The following is a 14588-nucleotide window of genomic DNA, read 5'->3' as shown; positions in this document are numbered from 1 at the left end:
TTGAAAATTTCAATTATCACTGTGTCCTATAACAGCGCGGCGACAATCCGTGACACTATTGAATCGGTCTTGTCTCAGAGTTATAGAAATATTGAGTACATTGTTGTGGATGGTGCCTCCAAGGACGCGACCTTGGCTATCGTTAACGAGTACACCGACAGGATTGAAAAAATCGTCAGTGAACCCGATAAAGGCATCTACGATGCAATGAATAAGGGTATAGCGCTCGCCACAGGGGATGTGATCGGAATCCTGAATTCTGATGATTTTTTTGAAGCTGATGATGTGATTTACTCTGTTGTGAAAACGTTCGCCTCCTCTCCAGAGAGTCAACTGGTCTTTGGCGACATTGTGTTTGTAAGCGCTGATGACCTGAATACAGTGACCCGTTTTTATAGCGCTGGACATTTTCGTCCATGGAAGCTCCGTTTTGGTTGGATGCCGCCTCATCCGGCAACATTTGTCCGAGCTGAAGCTTACAGAAAAATAGGCCCATATTCCTTGGAATATAAAATTTCTGCGGATTATGAGATGTTTGTTCGTTTATTAATGGTTCATGCATTCAATTTTGCGCGGCTTGAGAAGGTATTGGTTCGTATGCGCGCCGGCGGCGTCAGTACTTCAGGTGTCAGGAGCAGTCTCCATCTGAACAAGGAAATTGTTCAAGCTTGTCGTAGGAATGGTGTTTACACCAACCTTCTGATGGTGCTAAGCAAAATTCCCTTCAAGTTGTTTGAATATATCCGGCGTCCGAAAGGTTCCGTCAAATGACTCACGTACTAGTGACGGGAGGAACCGGGTTTGTTGGGGCTGCTCTGGCTGAAAAAATCAAACGCGATGGGCGGTTTGAAGTCAGCGTCTCTGTTCGTGATAAACGACAATTGCCTGGTGTTCATACCTGCTCTGTATCGGGTCTGGACGGTGGAACTTCTTGGTCGACAGCGCTCGAAGGTATAGATGTGGTGGTCCACACCGCCGCGCGTGTTCATGTAATGCGGGAATCTTTAAGTGATCCGTTGACCGAGTTCAGGAAGGTTAACGTCGAAGGGACGCTGAATCTCGCTCGCCAAGCTGCCGCTTCAGGTGTAAAGCGATTTGTTTTCCTGAGTTCGATTAAGGTGAATGGTGAGGGCACCGAGTTGGGAAAACCTTACAAGCCGGATGATATTCCACATCCACTTGATCCTTACGGCGTTTCAAAAATGGAAGCCGAGAAGGCGCTGTTTGGTCTGACGGAAGAAGTACAGATGGACGTCGTCGTGATTCGACCTGTTCTGGTTTACGGTCCTGGAGTCAAAGCGAACTTCCTCAGCATGATACGTTGGCTTGATAAAGGGGTTCCGCTGCCCTTGGGAGCCATTCATAACGCTCGCAGCCTGGTTGCCTTGGACAATCTTGTTAGCTTGATTGTGACGTGTGTGGATCATCCCGCGGCGGCTGATCAGATCTTTCTTGTCAGCGACGGCGAGGATCTATCTACCACCCAGTTATTAGCTCGAATTTCGCAGATGCTGAAAAAGCCTTCCCGCTTGATTCCAGTGCCCCCTTGGGCGCTTGATTTTGTTGCACGCTTGTTCAAGCGAGGTGATTTTTCAAAGCGTCTATGCGGTTCGCTTCAGGTGGATATCAGTAAAACACGCTCGTTGTTGAACTGGTCTCCAGAAGTCAGTGTTGATCAAGGACTGGCCAAAACAATCAGTCATTTTGTGGAACAGGGCAAATAATGGTCTGGCAAGGTTTAGTAGTCATAATAGCCGTATCTTTTTTGACAACCTGGCTGCTGCGCCGTTATGCATTGGCCCGAAGCATCATCGATATTCCCAACGCCCGCAGCTCACATACTGTGCCAACCCCTCGCGGTGGCGGTGTGGCAATTGTCCTGAGCTTCCTATTAGCATTGCCCTTATTGGCGATTGCCGATTTTGTACCGTGGCGGACCATGTGGGCCATGTTGGGAGCTGGCACGGGCATCGCGATGCTTGGTTTTCTTGACGATCATGGGCATATCGCGGCCCGATGGCGTTTGCTCGGGCACTTTGCTGCTTCTCTATGGGCGTTGTACTGGCTGGGGGGCTTACCGGCCCTTACATTCTTCGGCTTTAAGCTTGAATTGGCTTGGCTGGGACATCTTCTTGCCGCTTTTTACCTAGTTTGGCTGCTCAACCTCTACAACTTCATGGACGGCATCGACGGTATTGCAAGTGTCGAGGCGATTTGCACATGCCTTGGTGCCTGCCTGTTGTACTGGCTGGCGGGTTTTGACGGCTTGATAGCTGCCCCCTTGGTACTGGCAATAGCAGTAGTGGGTTTTCTGTACTGGAATTTTCCTCCCGCACGGATTTTCATGGGAGACGCGGGCAGCGGTTTTCTCGGCATCATCCTCGGTCTGATGTCGTTGCAGGCAGCTTGGAGTTCACCCAAGCTGCTTTGGGTCTGGCTGATTTTGCTCGGTGTCTTTGTTGTCGATGCCACTGTAACGTTGATAAGACGCTTGTTGCGAGGTGACAAAGTTTATGAGGCTCATCGCAGCCACGCCTATCAGTTTGCTTCGCGTCAATACGGTCGCCACCTTCCTGTAACTTTGGCGGTGGTTGCGATCAATCTGTTTTGGTTGCTGCCTGTCGCTGGCTTTGTTGTGTTGTGGGATTTGGACGGCGCGGTGGCTCTGGTGCTGGCTTATGTCCCGCTGGTGGTGCTGGCGGTCAAGTTTCATGCAGGCGAGCTTGAAAAAATCTAATCTCAGTGGGGGCGCTTTTTTTAAATTTATTTTCAAACGCTCGATGATGTAACTGCGCACATCAGGACGAATTTTGTTTAGACGCAGGCGAAGGTGGACGAAGGGTATATGGATAGATTAAGAACAACCATGCTGGGGTTGCCAAGGCATCGCAAGCGCGCAATCCAGGTCGCCGCCGATATTGTTCTGGTGTGGGCCGCTCTTTGGCTGGCGTTTGTCGTTCGATTGGGTATCGAGGCAGTGGCCAGTCCGATTGAAACGCATCTTTGGCTGTTCGCATCCGCTCCCGTCATAGCCATCCCGATCTTCATCCGCTTTGGCATGTATCGAGCCGTCATGCGTTATTTCGGTAATGACGCGCTGATCACCATCTGCAAAGCCGTGAGCCTTTCAGCCCTGCTGCTTGCCCTGGTCGTGTTTTGGTACAGTAACCATAAGACTGTTGTGCCTCGTTCGATCATCTTCAACTACTGGTGGTTGAGCATGATCATGCTCGGCGGTTTGCGCCTAATGATGCGTCAGTACTTTCTGGGGGACTGGTTTACTACCGCGCAATATGTTCCTTTCGCCAATCGAGATGATGGTCTGCCGAGAGTGGCTATTTACGGGGCGGGGGCCGCCGGGAATCAGCTTGTGGCGGCCTTACGTATGGGGCGGGTGATGCGTCCTGTGGCGTTCATAGACGACGACAGCAGTATTGCTGATCGCGTGATTGCTGGACTGCATGTCTATAATCCCAAGCACATCCAGCAGATGATCGATACCACCGGTGCGCAGGAGATTTTGCTTGCTGTTCCTTCCTCTTCTCGAGGTCGGCGTCGTGAGATATTGACGTTGCTTGAGGGCTTCCCTCTGCACGTACGCAGTGTGCCAGGGTTTATGGATTTGGCCAGCGGGCGAGTCAAAGTCGATGACATCCAAGAAGTGGATATTGCGGATCTTCTAGGGCGTGATCCGGTGCCTGCTCAAGGGGATTTGCTTGAGCATTGCATCACCGGTCATTCGGTCCTAGTCACCGGAGCGGGCGGCTCGATAGGGTCTGAGCTTTGCCGGCAAATCTTGGCGCTGAAACCGACCACATTGCTTTTGTTCGAGCATAGCGAATTCAATCTTTACAGCATCCTTTCCGAGCTTGAGCCACGTATTGCCCGTGAATCCTTGTCAGTCCGCTTGCTACCGATTCTTGGTTCGGTGCGGAACCAGGATAAACTTCTTGATGTGATGAAGAGCTGGCATGTCGATACGGTTTATCATGCAGCCGCCTATAAACACGTCCCGATGGTTGAGCACAATATTGCCGAGGGTGTGCTGAACAATGTGATCGGCACGCTGAATACCGCGCAAGCGGCGTTGAAGGCCGGCGTATCGAATTTTGTATTGATCTCCACCGACAAGGCCGTGCGTCCGACCAACGTCATGGGCAGCACCAAGCGGCTTGCGGAGTTGACGTTACAGGCCCTGAGCCGTGAACTGGCGCCAGTATTGTTCGGCGATAAAGCCAACGTATCCATGGTGAACAAGACGCGGTTCACCATGGTTCGGTTCGGCAATGTATTAGGCTCGTCCGGTTCGGTTATTCCGCTGTTCCATAAACAGATCAAGGCCGGCGGGCCGCTGACTGTTACCCATCCGAAAATTACCCGTTACTTCATGACTATTCCCGAGGCCGCTCAATTGGTTATCCAGGCTGGCTCCATGGGGTTGGGTGGGGATGTGTTTGTACTGGACATGGGAGAGCCGGTGAAGATTGTCGAGCTTGCCGAGAAGATGATTCACCTGTCTGGTTTGAGCATCCGGTCCGAAAAGAACCCCCATGGTGATATTTCAGTCGAATTCACGGGTCTTCGTCCTGGTGAAAAGCTTTACGAAGAATTGCTGATTGGTGATAACGTCGTCGCCACCTCGCACCCTATGATCATGAGTGCCAACGAAGATCATCTGCCTTGGGATGTGCTCAAGGCCCGTTTGAGGGAGCTGCTGACAGCCATCGAACTGGATGATTATGGACGGGTCCGTCAGTTGCTGCGTGATACCGTCAGTGGTTACGCCCCGGATGGGGAGATTGTCGACTGGATTTACCAGCAACGCCGTCTCGATCCCTAGTTGTTACACATGCTGTAATGTACACACTTTTGACAGTGCCTCATCATCGCCTAAGTTTGGAAAGCAGCTTCGGAAAGCTGCTCCTTTCTTAACGATGTCATGGAGCGTCACTTATGCGTACAAGCTATTTTTACTCTCTGGTTATCGCCTTGCTGACCAGCGCCTCTATTGCTTCTATCGCTGCACCTGCCGTTAAACCGCAGGCGCCGGTTACGCCGCAGGTCATGGATGTGGCGGCCAAACCACAGAGCGCCAAGGTCGATCTCAATGTGGCAAATGCCGTTACTCTGCAGCATGAGCTGTCCGGGGTGGGTGAGGCGAAGGCGAAGGCGATTGTTGCGTACCGTGAGAGTAACGGTGCCTTCTCTTCGGTGGAGGAATTACTGGAGGTCAAGGGCATTGGCAAGGCAATTCTGGACAAGAATCGTGACAAGCTGGAAGTGAACTAAGGCAAAGGGAATCGAGAGGCTGGTCGTGATGACTGGCCTTTTTGCGGTTGGTCTTGAAGAATATAAGCGTTCCATGAGCTGTTACCGCGACAACTTCATAGCATCTGATTCGGATGTTGTGCTCCCGATTCCCTCCGGAGCCCTGATGATCCGACGCCAAGGTCAAAAAAGTGCATCTCTATCCCTGGCCCGTGGGCTTCCGAAAACCCATCGACTGCTCGCCGCGTTGGTCGAGCTGGACATCAAAGTGCGGTGGTCGCCCGTGTTTTTTCGTCTCCCTTAACAAGTCCCGCAACCGGGTGAATATCTTGTGTCGGAGCGCAACGGCTTCTTGCCTTTGGCTCAAGCGCCTCGAATCCGAACGCCTTAAAAATGTCCCCCAATTCCAGGCGATCATGCTGACGGTCCAGGAATCAACTGGTTACTTCACGGCTTTGGACCTTGGCGCAAGCGCCCTCATCATGTTTTGACCCCACGCTACGTTGCCTGACCCGGAAAATGCGGTCCATGGTTTCCCCGCCCGACGATCTTCTTGATGATCCTGTTTTGCTCAGGCAACTGCTGCTTTAGACACTCAGCCTCTGAGAAGAAGTAGCCCAAGCTTATCAAGCCCACATCGTCGACCTTAACGAACAGATCAGATCGCTGCTAGACTGCTTGTTCGGGCGCAAATCCGAATAGACTGTCAAGCCAATACGCCGCAACGGGCACCGTTCAACGAGCCCGAAAGCGAACCAATGCCGCTCGTTGATGGCCCTGACGAAGAAGCCGTTGCGCCGACGGCGCGCCTTGGCAAACGCACGCAGTTATCGGCCGATCTGACGCGTATTAAATCATTTATGAACTGCGCGAACACGAACTGACCGGTGACTGCGGTTGCAGTGAAGATGCTATCGGCAAAGACACCCGCAACTGGATATCGTGCCGAAGCAGGCCCGGACGATCAAACACATCCACAACGGTTACAGTTGCGGGGTTGTAAAACTGCACCGGTCATAGCTGACAAGCCTGCCAACTGATCGAAAATAGTGGCCGGCCCCAGCGTACTGGCTATCTCCCCAAAGCGTGAGCGCGAGGATGTCGCGATCCTTTTCGCTTGCGGTAACTTTTACCAGACGAAAAATGCCCGCTGGTGGCGCCCGTTCAAAGGGGCGCTAATTTCTTTCTATCGATGAGCCGTAGAGGCCTCTCGCGCAAATTTCTCTACAAATGGAACCAATTTCATTGCGATACGTTCACTCGCAAAGTTTGAAACATGATCCGAATAGCTATAGAGAAGCCTCCCCTCGGAGGATGCCTTGCATAATCTCTCTTTCATATCGCACAGCAAATCAAGCCCATCAAAAATCTTAACTGTATCGGGGAACTTCAATGCGATTTCATCAAGCAAATCTCTATATTTCTTTGACTGTGCTAAGTGCTCATCATAGGGAATCGAGCATTCTGGTAACTGGCCCAATCCCATCAAACTGTTAATTGAATCGAGAGATGTAACTCTAGAAATGCATTTTTTCGGGTCCTTTAGCGCCGGATTGTCAACCATGATTACTACCCGTTTGTTTGTTTTTTCCAGAAGCCTTACTGCTCCTTCCAAACCTTCTCGCGCCACTTCATAGTTGCGACTTTCGGGAAGATCTTGGATTGAGTAAGTAGTCTGTAGATTGAACAGATTTCTGGTTGCTACAATCATAACGACGACTTTGATTTTATTGTCACTTGCGAGTCTATTAAGCGCAGTCTTGGCGAGAGGCTGAAACTTTGCGTAGATTTTATGATCACTTATGATAGGGGCAGGTGCTCCGTCTGGGCCATTTCCTCCGAGGACAACCCAATAGCCTTGCGGCGAATTATATCGGAATATTCCCCCCGTCATTGCTGCCGCTTTGCTGTCCCCCAAAATCGCAAACTCAGCGTCGCCACGCTTGTCACTTATGCAAAATGGGAATTTTTTTGACTCTTCTTCTCCCAAACCACAACCCTTTTGCATGTAGCTTTGGCCCGAAGGATTGTTTTCGAATACGGGGTTGATTTTTACAACAGTCCTTCCGTTTATACCATCCACTCTATAGGTTAAAATGCCCGCACACCCTACCACGGCTATAACCGCCAGCAGCACAACGGGCTTTGCCATTGAGCTAACATGAAGTCTAAGTGGAATTTCCACAAATTTATAGGTCAGCCAGGCCGCCAAGATGCTAATGGCCAAGCAAAACCACAATGCAAATATACTATCAGAGTCTGGATTTAAGACTCTGTAGTAAGCGAGTATTGGCCAATGCCACAGATATAATGGGTAGCTAATTAATCCAACATACACCATGAGCTTTGCTGACAGAATGTTTTTGTTTAGCCAGGCATCGCCGCCAGCTGCGATTAACAATGCAGTCCCAAACACTGGCGCCAATGCGATCCATCCAGGGAACTCAGACTTACCGCTAATCGTAATGGCTGAAATAGTTATAAGGCCGATGCCGACTATGGAAAAACTATTGGTTAGATTTCTATCCTTGAAGATCCAGTTGATTTTATAGTCGTTTATACAGGCGTAAGCAAGCAGGGCGCCAATCAGAAGCTCCCATAATCTAGTGTGAGTCATAAAAAACGTATGGATTGGGGCCGATCTAATGCCGAAAATATTTGCACTGAAGGAAGTTAGCGAAAAAATAATAATAACAAAAAATAAGTTGAGCTTTAGTCGCCAAGCTATCCACATAGCTAGCGGAAAGAATAAATAAAATTGCTCCTCTACCGCAAGCGACCAAAGATGCATTAAAGGCTTAAGCTCGGAAGAGATATCAAAATAACCGGACTCCCTCCAGAGTACGATATTTTCATAAAACCAAGTGCCAGCAGACGTGTGCAAGCCAAGCTGTTTAAATTCTCCGGGCAGGAGAGAAACCCATCCAAACAAATAAACACTAACCACCACAATCAAAAGTGCAGGAAATATCCTGTTTATTCGGTGGGCGTAGAAGTCTGTAAAGCTGAAAGTGTCAGACTTTAGCCCTTTTATTATGATTGCCGAAATCAGATAGCCGGAGATTACAAAAAATATATCGACGCCTATGAAACCACCTGGAAAGGCGGAAGGGAACGCGTGGAATAAAATCACCGACAAGATAGCTAGCGCTCGGAGTCCATCGATGTCAGGCCTATAGTTTTTGTTATTGGTGCCATGCTTTTCTTGATTTATACTCTCTGTGAATGCCCCCATTCTTGCCTACCGCCTCTCTTCTCAAAAGGATGGATTATAGGCCAAAAGACGCCAAATCGCTTCGCTTGTGTGGACCCTGCAACACTTTTCGACTGAACCGAGTGGAATGATCGGTGTTTTCGCCCATCGCTCGGCCAGCCGGCCAGTGCCCCAGCCAAATGTCTGGATACGAAGGCGCGTACAGGGCATGATTGCCCATTTCCAGACGGCAATACTCAGGAAACGGACACGATGCGCCTAGCCTTCAGAATTCCACAAACTTTCTACACCTTGGTTGCCCTAATGTTTTTTTTAGGGGCCATTTCTCTATCGTCACTCTTCCATAACGAAGAGAAACCGCTGATCCGGATTGCAGTGCAGGCGGTAATATTTTTGATCATAATGCTTATTGTCTTTTCCGCGGGCCCCAAATCTCTGAGGGACACACTTTGGGGCTTGCCCGTGACGGCGCTGCTATCGGCGATCACCAACAGTCAGTATCCGCTGCATTTGTTTCTATTGACGCTCGTGTGCTTAATCTTGATCCGCAGATCCGAGCGCCGAGATACAGATCAGTGGGCTTATGCTGCATGGGTTGGCGCCATAATTGGGCTATTGATAAATATTGCGTTAGGCGATCTCGGGGTTGCCGAAAGCAAATTTTATTATGTAATAACTAGCGATACAACCAAAAACTCCTTAGGTTTTTACAATCCGAACATAGCTGCAATGCTTGCGGCTAGTACGGTTATATTCAGTAGTCTTGCGAAGAGGCGTCTAGCCTGGATTTTCTCCGTCGTTATCTTCGCTTACGTGCTTAGTGAAACGTACGCACGAACGGCAGCGATAATTCTGGCGATATATTATCTAAATATTATAATTGTCTATCGGCTATCAAGTGGCATCAAACGAGCGGTTGCTGTATTTATACCGCTCCTTAGTCTGTTTGTCGTGGCATTCATTATGTTTATGGAGCTTGCACCGGACCTCACGCAGACAGAGGCGTTTGGATTAATAGATAGGACTTTAAGTTATCGGCTGTCTCTGGCTGTGCCTCACTTGGAAGATGCCGCGCTATTCTTTCCAGGCGAAGCTCCGCGAAATATGGATTTCGCTCTGGCTAATATCATTATTGTCTTCGGGGGCGTACCCCTGATGGTATTCCTTGTTCTTTCTACCGTTGTATCCATGGTAATGAGAAAGGACCATATTAATTTCTATTTAATGTGCAGCATGATTTGTTTTTCCTCCTTGTTTTCTGAGAATATTGCGTACATATACATGCCTGTCGGGTTGTTATTCGCGGCCCCTTTTGCTTATGTAATTCATCATTTTTCAACTGCCGCAGCAGCTGTCCGCGCAAGGTCGCCAGAGCCCTTCCGATTACCGACCGGCCAAGCCCGAGATGCGCCATAGCGCCCGTACGAAGGTTATCGCGACTATTTAATGGCCGATGATTACGCTGGTATACGCTTTCTGCGCTTAGGCTGGCGTCGAGCGTTTAGATTATAGAACCCATGTGCAGCGCCAGCTTGTTGAGACGCAGAATTTTGCCGACAGAAAATAGTGTACCGGTCTTGATCTCGTTTAAAACGTGGTAGGTGAAAACCTGACTCGACGCATTAGTGATGGGTCAGACCAACAACGAAGAAAGGTTTAAGTTTGTCTACATTCATACATTTGAGCGCCACGATGTCGCGAGTTGCTTCACCTTTCTCGAATATGATTTCAAGGTGCGAGCGCTCAGTTGCTCCAAGGGCGAGCTCTTTCGCAGGTGCATGCCGGGAGCGTCGATGAAGGCGATGCGGAGGATGGTAAACACGATCAAATATTTGTGTTCCATTGATTCACAACTGATGGTCTGAAGTTTTTTTTCTCGCAGATACAACGCTGTGGACGAATCGAAATACTACGGTAAATTTGGGTGTAGAAATTCACCTATCGATGGCGGACCTGTTGCAATCGCGTCTGTTCAAATGGATGAAGAGCGAAATACCGAATCTCAATACGTTAAGTGGAGCATTATCTGCGTTTTGTTCGAAGGGAAGCCTGGAGCTGTTCGCGATCGGTATTTGCCACCTGCATCGAATTTGCGACCAAGAGTCATCTGACGGGAGACTGTCACGTACGGTTTTTAAGCAGCCGAGCGGTGAAGTACCCCTCGACTGACTCGACTCAGCGATGCGCCCAAAGGCGCTAGGGCCAGTGCTACACGTCAGCGGTTGGTCGAGACGGCTAAAGCCAACGACAGATTCCCCATGCGTGGCTGTCAGAGGCCGAGCGTAGGGAAACTCGAAGTCTTGACGGCGCGTTATAAATAGTTATGAGATTGGCATAAAAACTGATTACCTAACGCCAACCGATTGTTCAGCAATCCAAGGCCCCACCCCATGACCAACCCCCTTTCCCTAGCCGACCAAATCACCCTCGAACTCCGCGCCGACATCATCGGCGGTCGGCTCATCCCGGGCATGGCGCTGATCGAAAACAACCTGGTCTGCGCGTACAACGCATCCCGCAACACCATCCGTGAGGCATTGCACCGTCTGGGTCAGGAAGGACTCACCCGTTACGTTCGAAACAAAGGGGTCATGGTCCGCAGGCTGGACGTCGCTGACGTCCGGGATTTGTTCAAGGTCCGGCGCACGTTGGAGCTACAGGCCATTCTTACTAGCAAGCCGCTGAGCGAGTACCAGTCCGACCGAATGCTCGAAGCCTTGGAGGCTGCGGATCTGGCTCGGGAGCGTGAGGACTGGCGTGCTGTCGGTACCTATGGCTTGGCGTTTCATCAGCATGTCGTTGGCTTGATGCGCAGTCCTATGCTCGATGAGTTTTTCACCAATGTGGTCGCGCAGCTACGCTTGGTGTTTTGTTCCGCTCCTGATGAGGCGCGTTTCCAGGCGCCGTGGCTGGCCCGTGATCGGCAGATCCACGAATGGCTGGCCGAAGGCGACAAGCTTGCGGCCCATGAGGGCATGAGCCTTTATCTCGACGATTCCGAGCAGTTGCTTTTGCACTTGCTGACTTCCGCTAACGCCCACTGATCAAAGGACCCGCCGCCATGTACAAAGACTACCCAGCCGCCTACCAGGTCAGCAAAGGTTCCGCCCTTCAAGTGGACAAACCCTTCTACGACCGCATCCGCACCGCTCAAGACAAGCGCACGCTGATCGAGCAGTTCGAGGTCCCCATCCGCACTGGCCGCGCCTGGCATGTACCGGCAGGGCATGTCTTCCGCGTGACCACGCCGGTGGGGCCGCAAGTGGGGGACTTCAATGTCTGGAATGCTCACGATCCACGTGAGCGGCTTTGGGCGGCGCGTACGCGGCAGCTTCAGGGCGCGCATGTCAGCACTTATGATCGGCTGTGGTCGAACCTGCCATTTCTGCGACCGTTGGTGACGATCACCGATGACAGTTTGGCCGGTTATGGGATCGATGAGCATGGCGGGCGTTTGCATGATTTGTTGGGGACGCGGTGTGATCCGTATGTGAACAAGATGCTGACCGGCGAGGATTTCCATCATCACTGCCACTCGAACCTGACCCGTGCGGTGTTACCTCATGGTTTGACTGAGTTTGATGTGCACGATGTGCTGAATATCTTCCAGTGCACTGGGTTGAATCATGACGACATGTATTTCATGAAGGCTTGCCCGGCGCAGAAGGGCGATTACCTGGAGTTTTTTGCCGAGATTGATTTGCTCTGCGCGTTATCGACTTGCCCTGGCGGAGATTTGTCGTTGGCGATGTGGGGGCCGGATGCGCAGGATCCGCTTAGCGTTTGTCGTCCGCTGGGGGTGGAGATTTATCGGTTGGAGGATTCATTGCTGCAGGGCTGGAGTCAGCCGGAGCGGGCGGCGTACAAGGGGCAGCATGGGTTGCATATTGCCAAGGCGGATTGGGAGAAGTAACAGCGGGCGGCGGTTCTGATAACCCACGCACGATTAGCCAGACACACCGCGTCAGCAGGGTTGGGGCTGCTGCGCAGCCCAGCGGGGATAAATCCCCTCGCCACAAGGGCGCCGCGCAGCAGGCAGGTCAGCGGTCCTTGGCTTCTTTCGCATCCATTTCCGCGTTACGTTCGGCTACGCGTTTGCGCTGTTCTTCTGTCAGTTCCACCTTGTGGGCAGTGTCGCGCAGCATCATCAAGCCACCCACGATCGAGCCGATGGCGACGATCAGGATTAACCAGGCATACCAGGGCATAGGGCTCTCCTTGAGAGTGCAACGGTCAGTCGAACATTCGCTAACCGTTGCACTTACCACTTATGAGCGAAGGCTGTTCGCAGTGGTTCCATACTACGCCCGTTAGGCCGATTTCACCTTATAGCCCGGTCAACATTGCATCGGCCGGAGCGTCTGCGCGCAGCTGGGCGGTCAGGACGAAGTATACGAAACCGACTGCCATGAAGCCGAGGAAAATCAGGCCGATCAGGGCGTTGAACCAGGCCATCGCTACCAGGCAGACCACGGCGAGGACCAGGGCGATGCCCGGCACGATGGGGTAGCCGGGGGCGCGGAAGGTGCGCTCGAGGTTGGGTTCGGTTTTGCGCAACTTGAACAGGCTGAGCATGCTCATGATGTACATGACGATGGCGCCGAATACGGCCATGGTGATCATCGCCGCGGTCAGGGTCATGCCGCCGAGGTTGATCAGGCCGTCGCTGTAGATGGCGGCGATGCCGATCAGGCCGCCGGCGATGATCGCGCGGTGCGGGGTCTGGAAGCGTGACAGTTTGGCGAGGGAGGCGGGCAGGTAGCCGGCGCGGGCCAAGGCGAAGAACTGGCGCGAGTAGCCGAGGATGATGCCGTGGAAGCTCGCCACCAGGCCGAACAGGCCAATCCACACCAGCATGTGCAACCAGCCGGAGCTTTCGCCGACCACGGTTTTCATGGCTTGCGGCAGCGGGTCGTTGATGTTGGAAAGGGTGCGCCAATCACCGACGCCGCCGGCAAAAAACATTACGCCCATGGCCAGGAATACCAAAGTCAGGATGCCGCTGATATAGGCCTTGGGGATCGTGCGTTTCGGGTCCTTGGCTTCTTCGGCGGCCATGGCCGCGCCTTCGATGGCGAGGAAGAACCAGATCGCGAAGGGGATCGCCGCGAACATCCCGGCGATGGCCGGCGGGCCGAACACGTCGGAACCGGCCCAGCCGTTCAGGGCGAAGCTGCTGAAGCTGAACGCCGGCGCGACGACGCCCATGAATACCAGCAGCTCGGCCACCGCAAGCACGCAGACGACCAGTTCGAAGGTCGCCGCCAGTTTCACCCCGAGGATGTTCAGGCCCATGAACACGATATAGGCACCGACGGCGGCGTGTTTCGGGTCGAGCGCCGGGAATTGCACGTTCAAGTAGGCGCCGATCGCCAGTGCAATCGCTGGTGGGGCGAAGACAAATTCGATCAAGGTTGCCAGCCCGGCAATCAAGCCACCTTTTTCGCCAAAGGCCCGACGGCTGTAGGCGAACGGCCCGCCGGCATGGGGAATCGCGGTGGTCAGCTCGGTGAAGCTGAAGATGAAACAGGTGTACATGGCCGCGACCATGAACGACGTCACCAGGAAGCCCAGCGTCCCGGCCACGCCCCAGCCGTAGCTCCAGCCGAAGTATTCCCCGGAAATCACCAGCCCGACGGCGATGCCCCATAAGTGCAGGGTGCCCAGGGTGGGTTTGAGTTGTGTGTTCATCGGTGGCTCCCCTCGATAAGTAGCAAAAGCGCTGGGGAGGGCCCGTGCAGTGGGCGTGCCAGTGTGGTTCGGGCGGTCGTAATGGGCGAAATCGTGTCGTATCGGGGATGTTGGCTACCGGATGGCTTGGTTTTTTGCTCCAGTTCAGAGCGTGGTTGTCGAAATCGGCCTCATCGCGAGCAGGCCAGCCGAGCCAATCGGGAGCGATTTTTTTACAGTTTCTTTATCCCCCAACCCCTTCCTCGATCTCGTCCCTTTACACCCTTCCTGCCGACAATCACCACACGCGGCAAGACGCCGTACCACGGAGAAATCCCATGAGTGTTCTGGACGGGGTGTCGCTGCTGCTGGCAGTGGCGCTGTTCATTTATCTACTGGTTGCGCTGTTGCGCGCGGACCGGAGTTAGGAGCGGCT

The 14588-nt window shown here is 52.4% G+C and carries 12 protein-coding genes and 1 pseudogene; 10 read left to right on the top strand and 3 right to left on the bottom strand.

Translation table 11 applies throughout. From position 1 onward, the window contains the following. The 6 genes and pseudogenes from HU762_RS12055 to HU762_RS26730 all read left to right on the top strand — a co-directional run. A complete protein-coding gene (locus tag HU762_RS12055) occupies positions 1-771 on the top strand; it encodes a glycosyltransferase family 2 protein (RefSeq protein WP_186636994.1) in 771 nt (256 codons plus the stop codon). Next, a complete protein-coding gene (locus HU762_RS12050; protein ID WP_186636992.1) occupies positions 768-1724 on the top strand; it encodes an SDR family oxidoreductase in 957 nt (318 codons plus the stop codon). Before HU762_RS12055 ends, HU762_RS12050 begins: the two co-directional genes overlap by 4 nt. Continuing rightward, the gene (locus HU762_RS12045; RefSeq protein WP_186636989.1) at positions 1724-2737 is read left to right on the top strand and encodes a glycosyltransferase family 4 protein; all 1014 of its coding nucleotides are present in this window, start codon (positions 1724-1726) and stop codon (positions 2735-2737) included. Before HU762_RS12050 ends, HU762_RS12045 begins: the two co-directional genes overlap by 1 nt. 108 nt (positions 2738-2845) lie before the next feature. Further along, positions 2846-4840 (top strand): nucleoside-diphosphate sugar epimerase/dehydratase, encoded by a 1995-nt coding sequence (locus HU762_RS12040; RefSeq protein ID WP_186636986.1) that lies wholly within the window; start codon positions 2846-2848, stop codon positions 4838-4840. A gap of 113 nt (positions 4841-4953) precedes the next feature. Further along, on the top strand, positions 4954-5289 hold the full coding sequence (locus HU762_RS12035) for a helix-hairpin-helix domain-containing protein (protein ID WP_186636983.1): 336 nt from the start codon (positions 4954-4956) through the stop codon (positions 5287-5289). A gap of 507 nt (positions 5290-5796) precedes the next feature. Next, a pseudogene (locus HU762_RS26730) lies at positions 5797-6305 on the top strand (IS66 family transposase); the annotation flags it as partial. 149 nt (positions 6306-6454) lie between these two features. Here HU762_RS26730 and HU762_RS12025 read toward each other — a convergent pair. Further along, complete coding sequence (locus HU762_RS12025) at positions 6455-8503, bottom strand: acyltransferase family protein (protein WP_186636977.1); 2049 nt, start codon at positions 8501-8503, stop codon at positions 6455-6457. 231 nt (positions 8504-8734) lie between these two features. Here HU762_RS12025 and HU762_RS12020 point away from each other — a divergent pair, with 231 nt between their 5' ends. The 3 genes from HU762_RS12020 to HU762_RS12010 all read left to right on the top strand — a co-directional run bounded on the left by HU762_RS12020 (position 8735) and on the right by HU762_RS12010 (position 12395). After that, positions 8735-9898 (top strand): hypothetical protein, encoded by a 1164-nt coding sequence (locus HU762_RS12020; RefSeq protein WP_186636974.1) that lies wholly within the window; start codon positions 8735-8737, stop codon positions 9896-9898. Between the two features lie 974 nt (positions 9899-10872). After that, positions 10873-11526, top strand: coding sequence for a GntR family transcriptional regulator (locus tag HU762_RS12015; protein WP_186636971.1), 654 nt, complete (start codon positions 10873-10875; stop codon positions 11524-11526). 17 nt (positions 11527-11543) lie between these two features. Then, positions 11544-12395, top strand: a complete 852-nt coding sequence (locus tag HU762_RS12010) for a DUF1989 domain-containing protein (protein WP_186636969.1) — start codon at positions 11544-11546, stop codon at positions 12393-12395. 127 nt (positions 12396-12522) lie between these two features. Here HU762_RS12010 and HU762_RS12005 read toward each other — a convergent pair whose 3' ends face one another. After that, positions 12523-12690: a DUF2897 family protein gene (locus HU762_RS12005; protein WP_186636967.1), complete on the bottom strand. Its 168-nt coding sequence runs from the start codon at positions 12688-12690 to the stop codon at positions 12523-12525. Between the two features lie 118 nt (positions 12691-12808). After that, positions 12809-14173 (bottom strand): ethanolamine permease, encoded by a 1365-nt coding sequence (gene eat, locus HU762_RS12000; RefSeq protein WP_186636958.1) that lies wholly within the window; start codon positions 14171-14173, stop codon positions 12809-12811. Between the two features lie 317 nt (positions 14174-14490). On the opposite strand from eat, the gene kdpF reads away from it, so the two are divergent. Then, complete coding sequence (gene kdpF / locus HU762_RS11995; protein WP_053155116.1) at positions 14491-14580, top strand: K(+)-transporting ATPase subunit F; 90 nt, start codon at positions 14491-14493, stop codon at positions 14578-14580. The last annotated feature ends 8 nt before the right edge of the window (positions 14581-14588 follow it).

The organism is Pseudomonas sp. SWRI92 (genome assembly GCF_014268685.1).
Lineage (GTDB): Bacteria > Pseudomonadota > Gammaproteobacteria > Pseudomonadales > Pseudomonadaceae > Aquipseudomonas > Aquipseudomonas marvdashtae.
Note: the sequence above shows the minus strand (reverse complement) of the source record. Positions and strands in the feature narration are given on the sequence as shown.